The organism is Streptomyces sp. NBC_01618 (assembly GCF_045209435.1).
Lineage (GTDB): Bacteria > Actinomycetota > Actinomycetes > Streptomycetales > Streptomycetaceae > Streptomyces.
Genome location: NZ_CP109297.1, coordinates 1,894,336 through 1,910,104 on the forward strand (window position 1 = coordinate 1,894,336; position 15,769 = coordinate 1,910,104).

At 72.2% G+C, this 15,769-nt stretch carries 9 protein-coding genes and 1 pseudogene; 7 read left to right on the plus strand and 3 right to left on the minus strand.

Translation table 11 applies throughout. The features are described 5' to 3' along the window. Nucleotides 1–90: 90 nt before the first annotated feature. The 3 genes from OH735_RS08980 to OH735_RS08990 form a co-directional block, all read right to left on the minus strand. Nucleotides 91–1,638, minus strand: a complete 1,548-nt coding sequence (locus tag OH735_RS08980; RefSeq protein ID WP_406380860.1) for a glutamate synthase subunit beta — start codon at nt 1,636–1,638, stop codon at nt 91–93. After that, the gene (gene gltB, locus OH735_RS08985) at nt 1,631–6,250 is read right to left on the minus strand and encodes a glutamate synthase large subunit (protein ID WP_406380861.1); all 4,620 of its coding nucleotides are present in this window, start codon (nt 6,248–6,250) and stop codon (nt 1,631–1,633) included. The genes OH735_RS08980 and gltB overlap by 8 nt, the downstream gene beginning before the upstream one ends. Before the next feature lie 519 nt (nt 6,251–6,769). Continuing rightward, nucleotides 6,770–7,504, minus strand: coding sequence for a VIT1/CCC1 transporter family protein (locus OH735_RS08990; protein ID WP_406380862.1), 735 nt, complete (start codon nt 7,502–7,504; stop codon nt 6,770–6,772). 263 nt (nt 7,505–7,767) lie between these two features. Between OH735_RS08990 and OH735_RS08995 the strand changes: the two are divergent. From OH735_RS08995 to OH735_RS09025, 7 genes and pseudogenes are all read left to right on the plus strand, one after another. Beyond that, nucleotides 7,768–8,928: pseudogene (locus tag OH735_RS08995) on the plus strand (ADP-ribosylglycohydrolase family protein); the annotation flags it as partial. 252 nt (nt 8,929–9,180) lie between these two features. Then, entirely contained in the window at nt 9,181–10,380 is a 1,200-nt protein-coding gene (locus OH735_RS09000; protein ID WP_406386482.1) for an ADP-ribosylglycohydrolase family protein, read from the plus strand. Next, nucleotides 10,322–11,509 carry an ADP-ribosylglycohydrolase family protein gene (locus OH735_RS09005; protein WP_406380863.1) on the plus strand — a complete coding sequence of 396 codons (1,188 nt, stop codon included), beginning with the start codon at nt 10,322–10,324 and terminating at the stop codon, nt 11,507–11,509. The genes OH735_RS09000 and OH735_RS09005 overlap by 59 nt, the downstream gene beginning before the upstream one ends. After that, nucleotides 11,506–12,876 (plus strand): ADP-ribosylglycohydrolase family protein, encoded by a 1,371-nt coding sequence (locus OH735_RS09010; RefSeq protein ID WP_406380864.1) that lies wholly within the window; start codon nt 11,506–11,508, stop codon nt 12,874–12,876. Before OH735_RS09005 ends, OH735_RS09010 begins: the two co-directional genes overlap by 4 nt. Further along, entirely contained in the window at nt 12,873–13,757 is an 885-nt protein-coding gene (locus tag OH735_RS09015; RefSeq protein ID WP_406380865.1) for a ribokinase, read from the plus strand. Before OH735_RS09010 ends, OH735_RS09015 begins: the two co-directional genes overlap by 4 nt. After that, nucleotides 13,754–14,953, plus strand: coding sequence for a CaiB/BaiF CoA transferase family protein (locus OH735_RS09020; protein WP_406380866.1), 1,200 nt, complete (start codon nt 13,754–13,756; stop codon nt 14,951–14,953). The genes OH735_RS09015 and OH735_RS09020 overlap by 4 nt, the downstream gene beginning before the upstream one ends. Further along, nucleotides 14,950–15,762: an HpcH/HpaI aldolase/citrate lyase family protein gene (locus OH735_RS09025; protein WP_406380867.1), complete on the plus strand. Its 813-nt coding sequence runs from the start codon at nt 14,950–14,952 to the stop codon at nt 15,760–15,762. Before OH735_RS09020 ends, OH735_RS09025 begins: the two co-directional genes overlap by 4 nt. Nucleotides 15,763–15,769 lie beyond the last annotated feature (7 nt).

Consider the following 15,769-nt stretch of genomic DNA (forward strand, 5'->3'; position numbering starts at 1 on the left):
GGCGCCTGCCGAGATCGTCCGGTCGGGGACGGGCAGGCGCCGCGTTCAGTTCCGCACGCCGTTGTACGGGACGTCTTGTGTGCCGTGTGATCAGGCCGTCAGGGCACGGTCCGTCGGGCGGATCGGGGCCGGCAGGGCGCTGGCTCCGGTCAGGAAGCGGTCCACGCCGCGCGCCGCGGAGCGGCCCTCGGCGATGGCCCACACGATGAGGGACTGGCCGCGGCCCGCGTCACCGGCGACGAAGACTCCGTCGACGTTGGTGGCGTAGTCCGCGTCGCGCGCGACATTGCCGCGTGCGTCGAGCTCCAGGCCGAACTGCTGGACCAGGCCGTTGGACTGGTCGGTGCCGGTGAAGCCCATGGCAAGGGTGACCAGCTGGGCGGGGATCCTCCGCTCGGTGCCGGGCTTCTGCTCCAGCTTACCGTCCTTGAACTCCACCTCGACCAGGTGCAGTGCCTGGACGTTGCCGACAGCCTGTCCCTCTTCGGGGGCGGAGCCCTCGAAGAGGGTGGTGGAGACGGAGTAGACCCGTCCCTCCTCGCCCGCCTTCGGGCAGGAGGGTCCCTCGTCCGGATCGACGCCCTTCCTCTTCTGAGCCAGGTACGTCGTCTCCTCGTGCGCGGAGGTGACCTTGTAGAGCATCGGGAAGGTCGGCCAGGGCTGGTTGGCGTTCCGGTCCTCGCCCGGCCGGGGCATGATCTCCAGCTGGGTGACGGAGGCGGCGCCCTGGCGGTGGGCGGTGCCCACGCAGTCGGCGCCCGTGTCGCCGCCGCCGATGACGACGACGTGCTTGCCCTCGGCGGTGATCGGGGAGACCGTCAGGTCGCCCTCCTGCACCTTGTTGGCAAGCGGCAGGTACTCCATCGCGAAGTGCACGCCGTTCAGCTCACGGCCCGGTACGGGCAGATCGCGGGAGACGGTGGCGCCGGCGGCGATGACGACCGCGTCGTAGCGGCGGCGGAGCTTGGCGGCGTCGATGTCCTTGCCGATCTCCACCTCCGTACGGAACTTGGTGCCTTCCGCGCGCATCTGCTCGATGCGGCGGTTGATGTGCGACTTCTCCATCTTGAACTCGGGGATGCCGTACCGGAGGAGGCCCCCGATGCGGTCCGCGCGCTCGTAGACGGCGACCGTGTGGCCGGCCCGGGTCAGCTGCTGGGCCGCGGCGAGACCGGCCGGACCGGAGCCGATGACGGCGACGGTCTTGCCGGAGAGCCGCTCGGGCGGCTGCGGGGTGACGTCGCCGCTGTCCCATGCCTTGTCGATGATGGAGACTTCGACGTTCTTGATGGTGACGGCCGGCTGGTTGATGCCGAGCACGCACGCCGACTCGCAGGGGGCCGGGCAGAGCCGCCCGGTGAACTCCGGGAAGTTGTTCGTGGCGTGCAGGCGCTCGGACGCGGCCGTCCAGTCCTCGCGGTAGGCGTAGTCGTTCCACTCGGGGATGAGGTTTCCGAGCGGGCAGCCGTTGTGGCAGAACGGGATGCCGCAGTCCATGCAGCGGCCGGCCTGCTTGCTGATGATCGGGAGCAGCGAGCCCGGAACGTAGACCTCGTTCCAGTCCTTGACGCGCTCGCCCACGGGGCGGGTCTCGGCGACCTCGCGCCCGGTGGTCAGGAAGCCCTTGGGGTCAGCCATTGGTCGCCGCCTCCATCATCTTCTCGGTGGTCTCCTGTTCGGAGAGACCGGCGAGCTCAGCGGCGTCCTTGGCGGCGAGCACTGCCTTGTACGTGGACGGGATGATCTTGCTGAAGCGGGAGACACCGCCGTCGGCGCTGTCCCACTCGGCGAGCAGCTTCTCGGCGACCGTGGAACCGGTCTCCTCCTGGTGGCGGCGCACCACGTCGTGCAGCCACTGCCGGTCGGTGTCGGAGAGGGCCTCGATCGCGCCGAGGTTGCCGACGTTGACGTTGTCGCGGTCCAGGTCGATGACGTACGCGACACCGCCCGACATGCCTGCGGCGAAGTTGCGTCCGGTCTCGCCGAGTACCACGGCGTGGCCGCCGGTCATGTATTCGCAGCCGTGGTCGCCCACGCCCTCGGAGACGACGGTCGCGCCGGAGTTGCGGACGCAGAACCGTTCACCGGTGCGGCCGCGCAGGAACAGTTCGCCGCCGGTGGCTCCGTAGGCGATGGTGTTGCCCGCGATGGTGGAGTACTCGGCGAGGTGGTCGGCGCCGCGGTCCGGGCGGACGACGATGCGGCCGCCGGAGAGGCCCTTGCCGACGTAGTCGTTGGCGTCGCCCTCCAGTCGCAGCGTCACCCCGGTCGGCACGAACGCGCCGAAGGACTGGCCGGCGGAGCCGGTGAACGTGATGTCGATGGTGTCCTGCGGCAGACCGGCGCCGCCGAACTTCTTCGTCACCTCGTGGCCGAGCATGGTGCCGACGGTCCGGTTGATGTTGCGGATCGCGATCTGGGCCCGGACCGGCTGGGCGGCCTCGGCGCTCTCCGCGTTCAGGGCGTCGGCGGCAAGCCTGATCAGCTCGTTGTCGAGGGCCTTGGCGAGACCGTGGTCCTGCTCGATCCGCTGGTGGCGCACCGCGCCCTCGGGCAGCTCGGGGACGTAGAACAGCGGCTCCAGGTCGAGCCCCTGCGCCTTCCAGTGCGTGATCGCACGGTCGGTGTCGAGCAGCTCGGCGTGGCCGACGGCCTCCTCGATCGTACGGAAGCCCAGCTCGGCGAGGAGCTCGCGGACTTCCCTGGCGATGAACTCGAAGAAGTTGACGACGTACTCGGCCTTGCCCGAGAACCGGTCGCGCAGGACCGGGTTCTGGGTGGCGATGCCGACCGGGCAGGTGTCGAGGTGGCAGACCCGCATCATGACGCAGCCCGAGACGACGAGCGGCGCGGTCGCGAAACCGAACTCCTCGGCGCCCAGCAGCGCGGCGATGACGACGTCGCGGCCGGTCTTCAGCTGGCCGTCGGTCTGCACGACGATGCGGTCGCGCAGGCCGTTGAGCAGCAGGGTCTGCTGCGTCTCGGCGAGACCGAGCTCCCAGGGGCCGCCCGCGTGCTTCAGCGAGGTGAGCGGGGAGGCACCCGTTCCGCCGTCGTGGCCGGAGATCAGGACGACGTCCGCGTGCGCCTTGGAGACACCCGCGGCGACGGTGCCGACACCGACCTCGGAGACCAGCTTCACGTGGATGCGGGCCGCCGGGTTGGCGTTCTTGAGGTCGTGGATCAGCTGAGCCAGGTCCTCGATGGAGTAGATGTCGTGGTGCGGCGGCGGCGAGATCAGGCCGACGCCCGGGGTGGAGTGCCGGGTCTTGGCGACCCACGGGTAGACCTTGTGGCCGGGCAGCTGGCCGCCCTCGCCGGGCTTGGCGCCCTGCGCCATCTTGATCTGGATGTCGTCCGCGTTGACCAGGTACTCGCTGGTCACACCGAAGCGGCCGGAGGCGACCTGCTTGATGGACGAACGGCGCGCCGGGTCGTAGAGCCGGTCGGCGTCCTCGCCGCCCTCACCGGTGTTGGACTTTCCGCCCAGCTGGTTCATGGCGATGGCGAGGGTCTCGTGCGCCTCGCGGGAGATCGAGCCGTACGACATGGCGCCGGTGGAGAACCGCTTGACGATGTCGGAGACGGACTCGACCTCGTCGACCGGGATCGCCTCACGGTCCGACTTACCGTTCTCATTTGTCTTGAGGGCGAACAGGCCGCGGAGCGTCATCAGGCGCTCGGACTGCTCGTTCACCCGGTCCGTGTACTTCTTGAAGATGTCGTACCGCTTGTTGCGCGTGGCGTGCTGGAGGCGGAAGACCGTCTCCGGGTCGAAGAGGTGCGGCTCGCCCTCGCGGCGCCACTGGTACTCGCCGCCGATCTCCAGCGCGCGGTGCGAGGCGGAGATGCCGGAAGCGGGGTACGCCTTGGCGTGCCGGGCCGCGACCTCCTTGGCGACCACGTCGAGTCCGGCGCCGCCGATCTTGGTGGCGGTGCCGTTGAAGTACTTCGCGACGAAGGCCTCGTCCAGGCCGACGGCCTCGAAGACCTGGGCGCCGCGATAGGAGGCGACGGTGGAGATGCCCATCTTGGACATGACCTTCAGGACGCCCTTGCCGAGCGCGTAGATCAGGTTCCGGATGGCCTTCTCGGGCTCGATGCCCTCGATGAACGTGCCGGCCCGGACCAGGTCCTCGACGGACTCCATCGCCAGGTACGGGTTGACCGCGGCGGCGCCGTAACCGATCAGCAGCGCGACGTGGTGGACCTCGCGGACGTCCCCGGCCTCGACCAGCAGACCCACCTGGGTGCGCTGCTTGGTACGGATGAGGTGGTGGTGGACGGCCGAGGTGAGCAGCAGCGACGGGATCGGCGCGTGCTCGGCGTCGGAGTGCCGGTCGGACAAAACGATCAGGCGGGCGCCGTCCTCTATGGCGACGTCGACCTCGGTACAGATCTGCTCGATCCGCGCGGCGAGGGCCTCACCGCTGCCGCTGACCCGGTAGAGACCGGAGAGCGTGGCGGCCTTCATGCCCGGCATGTCGCCGTCGGCATTGATGTGTATCAGCTTGGCCAGCTCGTCGTTGTCGATCACCGGGAACGGCAGCGTGACGCTGCGGCACGACGCGGCGGTCGGCTCCAGCAGGTTGCCCTGCGGGCCGAGCGTGGAGCGCAGCGAGGTGACGAGCTCCTCGCGGATGGCGTCCAGCGGCGGGTTGGTGACCTGCGCGAACAGCTGGGTGAAGTAGTCGAAGAGCAGCCGGGGGCGCTCGGACAGGGCGGCGATCGGGGAGTCCGTACCCATGGAGCCGAGGGGTTCGCCGGCGGTGCGGGCCATCGGGGCGAGGATGACGCGGAGCTCTTCCTCGGTGTAACCGAAGGTCTGCTGGCGGCGGGTGACGGAGGCGTGCGTGTGCACGATGTGCTCCCGCTCGGGGAGGTCCTCCAGCTCGATCTCGCCGGTCTCCAGCCATTCCTCGTACGGCTGCTCGGCGGCGAGGGCGGCCTTGATCTCGTCGTCCTCGATGATGCGGTGCTCGGCGGTGTCGACCAGGAACATCCTGCCGGGCTGGAGGCGGCCCTTGCGAACGACCTTGGCGGGGTCGATGTCCAGGACACCGACCTCGGAGGAGAGCACGACGAGGCCGTCGTCGGTGACCCAGTAGCGGCCGGGGCGCAGACCATTGCGGTCCAGGACCGCGCCGACCTGGGTGCCGTCGGTGAAGGTGACGCAGGCCGGGCCGTCCCAGGGCTCCATCATCGTGGCGTGGTACTGGTAGAAGGCGCGCCGGGCTGTATCCATGGCGTTCTTCGATTCGGGGCTCTCCCACGCCTCGGGAACCATCATCAGCACCGAGTGGGGCAGCGAACGGCCGCCGAGGTGGAGCAGCTCCAGGACCTCGTCGAAGGAGGCGGAGTCGGAGGCGTCGGGGGTGCAGACGGGGAAGATCCGGTCGAGCTGCTCGCTACCGCTGTGCCCATGGTCGGCAGAGCCGAACGCGCTCGACGCGAGCTGGGACTCGCGGGCCTTCATCCAGTTGCGGTTGCCCTTGACCGTGTTGATTTCACCGTTGTGCGCGACGAAGCGGTACGGGTGGGCGAGCGGCCAGCTCGGGAAGGTGTTCGTGGAGAAGCGCGAGTGGACCAGCGCGACCGCGGTGGCGAAGCGGCGGTCGGAGAGGTCCGGGAAGAACGGCTCCAGCTGCCCCGTGGTGAGCATGCCCTTGTAGACGATCGTGCGGGCGGAGAGCGAGGGGAAGTACACCCCGGCCTCCCGCTCGGCGCGCTTGCGCAGCACGAAGGCCTTGCGGTCGAGCGCGATGCCGGTGCTCGTGCCGTCCGCGACGAAGAGCTGGCGGAACTCGGGCATGGTGGCGCGGGCGCCGTTGCCGAGGATGTCGGGGGTGACCGGGACCTGGCGCCAGCCGAGGACCTTGAGGCCCTCCTCGGCGGAGATCTTCTCCAGCTTCCGGACGGCCTCGGTGGCGTCGTCCGCAGGCAGGAAGGCGATTCCGGCGGCGTAGGCGCCGGCCTCGGGGAGGTCGAAGGCGACCTCGTCGCGGAGGAAGGTGTCCGGCACCTGGAGGAGGATTCCGGCGCCGTCGCCGGAGTCGGGCTCGGATCCGGTGGCACCGCGGTGTTCGAGGTTGCGCAGTACGGTCAGCGCCTGCTCGACCAGCTCATGGCTGGCCACACCGGTCAAAGTGGCCACGAACCCGACACCACAGGCGTCGTGCTCGTTACGGGGGTCGTACATCCCCTGCTGGGCGGGGCGACCGTCCATGGGCGACCAGGCGTCGGTACGCATCGGCTCTCCCGTCGTCGTCGTGGCATATGCAGTGCCGAGGGACGACGTTGGCCCTCTGCGAGATTCCGTTCAGGTTTACATGATGGGGCGCTTCTCAAGAAGCGGATAGTTCGTTCCAACATACGGACACTGCCTGAGGCGGCGAGGGGTCGCAGTCGGAGGATCGGCGCCCGGGGGGACCGCAGAGAGCAGGCGTCGTTGCCCGCGGTGTCTACGGCTCATGCCCGGCGGCAAAGAAAACGAAACCGCCGGGTAACGGCTACTTATGTGGAGCCCTGTATAGGGACTCATTTTACGTGGGAGGATGCCGTTCCGCCCAGAGGCGGTCACCAAGACGTACGTCACACGGATGGCGGACGCGTTACGAATGGCGGACGCACCTCCGATACGAAGCCCGTCCGGCGTTCGAGGACAAAGCCTTCAGCCGGACGGGCTCGATGTCGCACTCCCCGCCGAGGGGCGCTATCGCCGTGACCGGCAAGCTTTGCTCCTTCCGGGCAAAGCTTGCCGGGAGGGGCACTAGCTTCCGGCGGCCACGCCGAACAGTGTGCCGAGACCGTAGGTGATCGCGGCAGCGGCGCCGCCGAGCACCAGCTGCCGCAGCCCGCTGTACAGCCAGCTGCGCGCCGTCACCCTGGCGACCACCGCACCGCAGGCGAACAGCCCGACGAGTGCGAGCAGCACGGCCGGCCACAGCTCACTCGCGCCGAGCAGGTACGGGAGTACGGGCAGCAGGGCGCCCAGCGCGAACGCGCCGAACGAGGACACGGCGGCGACGAGCGGCGAGGGCAGATCGCCCGGGTCGATGCCGAGCTCCTCGCGGGCGTGGATCTCCAGGGCCTGCTCCGGGTCGCGCGACAGCTGCCGCGCGACCTCGCGGGCGAGGCCGGGCTCGACGCCACGGGACTCGTAGAGCGCGGCGAGCTCCCGCTCCTCGTCCTTGGGGTGCTTGCGCAACTCGCGCCGTTCGACGTCGAGTTCGGCCTCGACGAGCTCACGCTGCGAGGCGACGGAGGTGTATTCGCCGGCCGCCATGGAGAACGCCCCGGCGGCCAGGCCCGCCAGTCCGGTGATCACGATCGTCTGCTGGGAGACGGCGCCACCCGCGACGCCGGTCATCAGCGCGAGGTTGGAGACCAGCCCGTCCATGGCACCGAACACCGCGGGCCGCAGCCAGCCGCCGTTCACATCGCGGTGGGTGTGGTTGTCGCGGTGTGCCTCGTGCAGTACGGCGTCGGTCTCGATGATGGACACAGCTCTCCCCTTCTCCGGCAGCGGGTTTCCACGCGCTCCGCCCCCGCTCAACACCATCGAAAGTACGCACGAAAAAGGGCCCCCGCCAGCAAGGCAGGCCGTACTTACCTGCCCCCGCGACCAGGTGAGTACGGCCTGCCTTACCGACGCCGGGCCGTCATCCAACTGGCCCTTTTGTTGCGATTATCGGCCTCTGTCGGGGCTCCGCGTGGGACAGATCGAGCGTACGAGAACTGGCTCGGTGTGAGCGAAGGGTCGACGCGATGGAGTCGATTGCAGGGAATCCGGCAGAGCCGCGGGCCGGCGGCACGGCGGCGGGACGGCACGGCGCACCGTCGACGGCGCGGCACGGCGCACCGTCGACGGCGCGGCACGGCGCACCGGTGGCGGCGGGCGGCGGTCCGGTCCGGGGCGCGGGGGCGCGCGGGGACCTGGGCGACCGGGCCAGGGGTTCCCTGCTCGGCCTCGCGGTCGGTGACGCGCTGGGCGCACCGGCGGAGAACCTGCGGCCGTCCGAGATCCGCCGTCGCTGGGGCCGGATCGAGGGCTTCGTGAGCGACGACCCCGCGGGCACGGACGACACGGAGTACGCGATCTTCTCCGGGCTGCTGCTCGCCCGGCACGGTTCGGCGCTGACCGTCACCCAGGTGGAGCGGGCCTGGCATCTGTGGATCGCCGATCTGGACGAGGGGCCGTTCCGCGGCGCCGGGTTCAGTGAGCGGGGCACGCTGGAGAATCTGCGCCGGGGCCTCGCCGCCCCGATCTCCGCCCAGCACCGGCACGCCTGGAGCGACGGCCTGGCGATAAGAGCGGCACCGTTCGGTGTCTTCGCGGCGGGCCGGCCGTACGAGGCGGCGCGGCTGGTCGCGGTGGACGGGCGGGTCAGCCATGACGGGGAGGGCATCTACGGCGGCCAGGCGGTGGCGGCCGGGGTGGCCGCCGCGATGGCGGGGGCCGGGCTCGCGTCGGTGATCGCCGCCGCGCTGTCCGTCGTTCCCATGGACTCCTGGACGGCGCGCTCGCTGCGGCGCGCGGTGGCGGCGGCGCAGCGCACGTACCCCGACCGGCTCACCATGGAGCGCGCGGTGCGTTCCGCGGTGGTGGTCGGCGGTTACCCGTGGACGGACCTGGCGCCGGAGGCGGTCGGCCTGGCGTTCGGCGCGTTCGCGGCGGCGCGCGGCGACTTCCGTACGGCGGTGCTGACCGCCGTCAACATGGGCCGCGACGCGGACACCACGGCCGCGGTGGCGGGAGCCCTGGCCGGCGCCCTGCACGGGGCGTCCGCGATTCCCCGGCACTGGGGGGAGGCGATCGGCCCGGTCCGGGGCAGCTGTCTGCCGTCGATGCGGGGCTACCACGTCCTGGACATCGCGGAGTTGCTCACCCCGGACGACGCGGACGAGGCGTACGCGGGGGCGGGGGCGTACGCGGGCGCGGGGGGCGAAGCCGGTACGCCGGACGGCGCCCCGACGCGCGACGCCGGTTCCGCGTACGTGTCTCCCGGCGCCCCGCCCGTCTCCGACGACGAGGACCCGGACCGGAACCACCGGGGTACGGACACGGCCCCGGACCGGAACCACCGGGGTACGGAAGCGGGCCCGGACCGTACGGACGCGGTCCCGGACAACGCCCCTCGCGCGCCCGTCTCCCCCGCCGCCCGGCTCCGCACCCGTCCGGTGCCCGGGCATCGGGCCCGGATCGAGGGGCTGTTGCTCGGGCTCGCCGCCGGGGACGCCGCCGGATGGCCGGCCGCGCGGCACCGGGCCACCCGGATGCCCGAGTGGACCCGGCGCCTCACCCGGGAGCTCGACACCTTCGCCGAGCAGAACGCCACCACCACGCTGCCCGTGCCCATCGCGCTCAACCAGCCGCCCGAACCCCTGCGGCTCGGGCCCTCCGACGACGCCGAATGGGCGGCGTTCGCCGCCGGGACCGTGCTCACCTCGGCGGCCGGTCCGCTGCACGGGCTGTCTCCCGAACGCCGGATGCGGGCCGCCGTCGACGTCGCCTGGAACGCGCTGGCGGCCGAGGTCGCCGCGGCCGCCGCCCGGGCCCCCGAGGTCGAGTCAGCGGTGCTCCCGCTGCGCGCCCGGATCTCGGTGCGGGCCGGGCTCGGCAATCTCGCCGCCGGGTTGCGCCCGCCCGCCACCGGCCACGACAACCCGCACTACTTCGACGACGCGGCCTGCGTACGGGCCGCCGTGCTCGCCGTCGTCCACCCCGCCGACCCCGCCGCCGCCGCCGACCTCGCCGAGTTCGACGCCCGCTACACGCAGGACGGCGACGGTGTGCACGGCGCGCGGGCGATGGCCGCCGCGATCGCCGAGGCGCTGGGCGGGGCGGACGTGGACACCGCGGTGAACGCCGCGCTCGCCCAACTCCCCGACGGCACGGAGATCGCCCGCAACGCCGTCCACGCCGTCCGGATCGCCCGTGACTTCGTCGGCGAGGCGGCGGGCGCGTTCGCCCTCGTGCCGGTGCTGGAGCATCAGATCGTCGACCATGTCTACAGCTACGGGATCGCCGCCGCCGAGACCGTCCCGGTCGCCCTCGCCCTGGCCACGGCGGCCCGCGGGCAGATCGCCCAGGCCGTTCCCGCGGCGGCGTGCCTGTCCCGGGTGGCCGACTCGGCGCCCGCCCTGGCCGGTGCGCTGACCGGTGCGCTCGGCGGCATCGGCGCCGTCCCGAACGGCTGGCGCGAGGCCTGCCGCACCCTGGCCGGGTGTGCGCTGCCCCGTCTCGCGGGGACCGATCTCATCGAACTCGCCGGGCTGCTGGCAGACACGGAACCGAAGCTCACGGGTGGACAATTCGGACATGACATCCACCATGCCCACGCGGTCCGAGGCGAGGACCACGGCACTCACACTCGATGAACGGATCACGGGAGCGCTCGTCGGCGCCGCGGTCGGCGACGCGCTCGGCGGTCCGGTCGAGGGCCGGTCCCCCGAGCAGATCACGACCCGTCACGGCGGGCGGATCAGCGGGATCGTCGGCCCGTGGGACGGCGACGACTGGCGTACGGCCCGCCCCATCGCCCCGTACCACAAGGGCGACGGACACGTCACCGACGACACCTTGATGACCCATGCGCTGGTTCGGGTGTACGGGGCGGTGCGCGACCACCTCGACGCGTACGCGGTCGCCGACCACCTGGTGCCCGAACTGATCTCCACGCCCCGCTGGATCCCGGAGCTGGAGGCGGACGCGCTGCCGCTCCAGCGGATCTTCCTCGCCGAGAAGTGGATCGTCGCACGGCTGCACTACGGCCATGTCGATCCGCGTGAGGCGGGCTCCGGAAACATCGTCAACTGCGGTGCGGCGATGTACATGGCGCCGGTCGGCCTGGTCAACGCCGTCGATCCGCGGGCCGCGTACGCCGAGGCGCTGGATGTCGCCGGTGCCCATCAGTCCTCGTACGGCAGGGAGGCGGCCGGGGTGTTCGCGGCGGCCGTCGCCGCGGCCTGCACCCCGGGCGCGACGCCCGCCACCGTCGTCGACACCTGTCTCTCGCTCGCCAAGGACGGCACCCGATCCGCCATCGAGGCGGTGTGCGAAGTGGCCTGCCGGTACCGCGACTTCGAGTCGGCGCTGGCGCCGCTGCGTACCGCCGTCGCCCCCTTCGACACCGTCGGCCCCGACTACCGCTCCCCCTCGCTCGGCGCCCGCCGGCCGTCCCGGCTGCACTCCATCGAGGAACTCCCGATCGCGCTCGGCATGCTGCTCGTCGCAGGCGGCGACTACCGGCACACGGTCCTCGGCTCGGTCAACTACGGCCGGGACTGCGACTCGATCGCCACGATGAGCGGCGCCCTCGCGGGCGCGCTCCACGGCGAGCGGGCGATCCCCGCCACCTGGGTGAAAACGGTCGCCGAGGCCAGCCGGCTCGATCTGCACGCCCCCGCGCAAACCCTGGCGGACGTCGCCCGCGAGGTGTTCGCACGGGACACGGCCCGGCGCCGCGCGCACGAGTCGGCGTTCGCCGCGCTGACGAGCACGCCATGACGGTACGGGTGACGTGGGTGCAGCCCGAGGACCTGGTCGGGCACGAACTGCGCCAGGCGGCCGAGGACGGGCGGGACGCGCGGGCCGTCGCACGCCGGTGGTACGAGGCGGGCGGCGCCCCCGCCCCGGACCGCGCGGGCGCGTCGACTGCTCCGGCACCGGAGCTGCGCGCGCTCGCGGAGCGACTGCTGGACGAACTCGCCCTGCTGGAATCGCCGTTGGAGGCCGACGAGCCGACGGAGCTGGCCGCCATCCGGACCGCCTGCCCCGACTGGCCCGCCCCGCGCACGGAGCCGCCGCCGGTGAGTCAGGACCGGCTGCACGCCGCCTGGCTGGGCCGGGCCGCCGGCTGCCTGCTCGGCAAACCCGTCGAGAAACTGCCGCTCGCCGGCATCCGCGCGCTGGCCCGCGCCACCGGCAACTGGCCCCTGACCACCTGGTTCACCGCCAAGGGGCTGCCCGCCGAACTCGCCGCCACCTACCCCTGGAACCGCCGCTCCGCGCCCACCTCCCTGGCCGAGAACATCGACGGCATGCCCGAGGACGACGACCTCAACCACCCGCTGCTCACCGTGCTGTTGCTCCAGCGGTACGGACCGTCCTTCACCACCTGCGACCTCGCCCGGCTCTGGCTCGACGAACTCCCGGCCGGCCGGACGTTCACCGCCGAACGGGTCGCGTACCGCAATCTGCTCGACGGCATCGAGCCCCCGCACACCGCCACGTACCGCAACCCGTTCCGGGAGTGGATCGGCGCGCAGATCCGGGCGGACGTGCACGGCTGGACGCATCCGGGCGACCCGTCGGCCGCGGCGGAACAGGCGCATCGGGACGCCGTCCTCACCCATACCGCCAACGGGGTGTACGGGGCGATGTTCACCGCCGCGATGCTCGCCGAGGCGGCCGGCGGCGCGAGCGATGTGCACGGCGCTCTGGCCGCCGGGCTGCGTGTCGTACCGCCGCGTTCCCGGTTCGCGCACGCGGTGCGTTTCGGCGTCGGGGCGGCCCGCGGCGACGGCTTCGACGCGGCCGTCGACCGGCTGCATGCCGAGTACGGCGGCCACCACTGGGTCCATGTGCTGCCCAACGCCGCGCTGCTCGCGGCCGCCCTCACCCACGCCGACGGCGACTTCTCCGACTCCGTCTGCCGTGCGGTGTCGGGCGGCTGGGACACCGACTCCAACGGTGCGACCGCCGGTTCGCTCGCCGGTCTGCTGGCCGGGAGCCCCGACGCGCTGCCCGACCGCTGGACCGCCCCGCTGAAGAACCGCCTCGCCACGTCCGTCCCCGGTTTCGACTCCATCGGCTTCGACGCACTCGCCGAACAGACCCATCGGCTCACCCACAAGGAGGCACTCCGCCCATGACCGCCATCGCGGTGCTCGGCAGCACCAGTATGGACCTCGTCGCCTACGCCGCACGGGCCCCGGAGCGCGGCGAGACCGTCACCGGACGGGAGCTGCGCACCGTCCCCGGCGGCAAGGGCTCCAACCAGGCCGTGGCCGCCGCACGCGCGGGCGCCGAGGTGACGATGATCGGCGCGGTCGGCGACGACGCGTACGGCGCCCTGCTGCGGTCCAACCTGGAGCACGCGGGCGTCGACACCGATCTGCTGCACACCACCGAGGGCCCCAGCGGCACCGCGCACATCGTCGTCGACGACACGGGTGCCAACTCCATCGTGGTGATCCCCGGCGCCAACGGCACCGTCACCGGCCTCGGCCCCGGCGAAATGGCCGCCATCGCCGGAGCCGATCTGCTCCTCCTCCAGCTGGAGCTGCCGCTGTCCGCCGTACTGGAGGGCGCGCGGGTCGCCCACGCCCAGGGCGTACGGACCATCCTCACCCCGTCCCCCGTACAGCCCCTGCCGTCCGAACTCCTCGACTACGTCGATGTGCTGATCCCGGGCGAGCACGAGGCAGCCGCGCTCTCCGGCTCCGCGGACCCCCACGCGGCGGCGCAGACCCTGCTCGGCCAGGTCCCGGCGGTCGTCATCACACTCGGCTCGAAGGGCTGCCTGTACGCGGCCCGGGGCGGCGAACCCGTGCTCTTCCCCGCGCCCGAGGTCACCGCCGTCGACACCATCGGTGCCGGGGACACCTTCGTCGGCACACTGGCCGTGGCACTCGGCGAGCGACGGCCGGTACCCGAGTCACTGGCCTGGGCGTCGTCCGCCGCCGCGCTCTGCGTGCAGCGGCCGGGCGCCTCGACCTCCATGCCGTACCGCAGCGAGATCGACGCCGCATGAACGCGCCCACGCAGGCACCCCTGACCGGGCTGCGGGTCATCGACCTCGCGACGCTCTTCGCCGGCCCGCTCTCCGCCACCATGCTCGGTGACTTCGGCGCCGAGGTGATCAAGGTCGAGCATCCACGCAGGCCCGATCCGTCGCGCGGGCACGGCCCGACGAAGGACGGCATCGGCCTGTGGTGGAAGCTGCTCGGCCGCAACAAGCGCAATCTGACCCTCGACCTGTCCAGCCCCGGCGGACGCGACATCCTGCTCCGGCTGGCCGCCGAAACCGACGTGATCATCGAGAACTTCCGGCCCGGGACACTGGAACGCTGGGGCCTCGGCTGGCAGGAACTGCACGCCGTCAACCCGCGGCTGGTGCTGGCCAGGGTCACCGGCTTCGGTCAGTTCGGCCCGTACGCGCACCGCCCCGGCTTCGGCACCCTGGCCGAGGCGATGAGCGGATTCGCCGCGATCACCGGCGAGCCGGACGGGCCGCCCACGCTCCCGCCGTTCGGGCTCGCCGACTCGATCGCGGCACTGGCCACCGCGTACGCCGTGATGGCCGCGCTCGCCGGACGCGACCGGAGCGGAGAGGGGCAGATCGTCGACATGGCGATCATCGAGCCGATCCTGACCGTGCTGGGGCCGCAGCCCGTCTGGTACGACCAGCTCGGCTACGTACAGCCGCGCACCGGCAACCGCTCCCGCAACAACGCGCCGCGCAACACGTACCGCACCTCGGACGGGCACTGGGTCGCGGTCTCCACCTCCGCGCAGTCGATCGCCGAGCGGGTGATGCGTCTGGTCGGCCGGCCGGAACTGATCGACGAGCCCTGGTTCGGCTCCGGCACCACCCGCGCCGAGCACGCCGACGAGCTCGACGAGGCGGTCGGCGACTGGATCGCCCGGCACACCCGTGAGGAGGCGGTCTCCGCGTTCGAGAAGGCGGAGGCGGCGATCGCGCCGATCCACGACATCCAGGACGTGATGGAGGACCCGCAGTACCGGGCCCTCGGCTCCATCACCGAGGTCGACGACCCGGAGCTGGGCCCACTGAGGATGCAGAACGTCCTGTTCCGTCTGTCCGGGACGCCGGGCGCGATCCGCTGGGCGGGCCGGCCGCACGGCGCGGACACCGACGAGATCCTCACCGCTCTGGGCCTGTCGGCTCCGGAGATCGCCGCGCTGCGGGCGGAGCACGTGCTGTGACCGCGGTGGTCCCCCTCACCCTGCTGTACGTCCCCGGCGACCGGCCGGAGGTGGTGCGCAAGGCGCGCGACGCGGGTGCGGACGTGGTGATCGTCGATCTGGAGGACGCGGTCGCGCCGGACCGCAAGGAGTACGCGCGGTCGGCCACCGCCGAGCTCCTGTCCGAGCCCGCCGAGGACACGGCCGTGCCGGTCCACGTCCGGGTCCACACCGAGGCGGACGTCCTCGCCCTGGCCGGACTGCCGGGCCTCGCCGAACTCCGGCTGCCCAAGATCACACACGCGGCGTCCGTCCATCACATCGCGGCCGTGGCACCGGGGGTCGCGCTCTGTCCGCTGCTGGAATCGGCGCTCGGCATCGAGCACGCGTACACGGTCGCCGCCTCCCATCCCCAGGTACGCTCCATCGCCCTGGGCGAGGCGGACCTCCGGGCCGATCTGGGGGTGCGGGACGACGCCGGGCTCGACTGGTCGCGCAGCCGGGTCGTGGTCGCCGCCCGCGCGGCCGGACTGGCGCCGCCCACCCAGTCGGTGTTCCCGGACGTACGGGACCTGGACGGCCTGGCGGCGTCCTGCGCGCGCGGCCGGGCGCTGGGTTTCCTGGGGCGGGCGGCGATCCATCCCCGCCAGCTCCCGGTCATCGAGCGGGCGTTCCGCCCCACGGCCAAGGAGGTCGAGGCGGCGACGGAGATCGTGGCGGCGGCCGCGACGGACGAGGGGGCGCTGGCCCTCCCGGACGGCCGGTTCGTCGACGCGGCGGTAGTGGCCTCGGCCCGTCGCACGCTCGCGCTGGCCACGCGGGAGGGGTGACGGGGAG

Excerpts from the sequence above, each read along its gene's own strand:
- OH735_RS08980 (WP_406380860.1), bottom strand. The coding sequence starts at position 1,638 with ATGGCTGACCCCAAGGGCTTCCTGACCACCGGGCGCGAGGTCGCCGAG.
- gltB (WP_406380861.1), bottom strand. The coding sequence starts at position 6,250 with ATGCGTACCGACGCCTGGTCGCCCATGGACGGTCGCCCCGCCCAGCAG.
- OH735_RS09005 (WP_406380863.1), top strand. The coding sequence starts at position 10,322 with ATGACATCCACCATGCCCACGCGGTCCGAGGCGAGGACCACGGCACTC.
- OH735_RS09010 (WP_406380864.1), top strand. The coding sequence starts at position 11,506 with ATGACGGTACGGGTGACGTGGGTGCAGCCCGAGGACCTGGTCGGGCAC.
- OH735_RS09015 (WP_406380865.1), top strand. The coding sequence starts at position 12,873 with ATGACCGCCATCGCGGTGCTCGGCAGCACCAGTATGGACCTCGTCGCC.
- OH735_RS09020 (WP_406380866.1), top strand. The coding sequence starts at position 13,754 with ATGAACGCGCCCACGCAGGCACCCCTGACCGGGCTGCGGGTCATCGAC.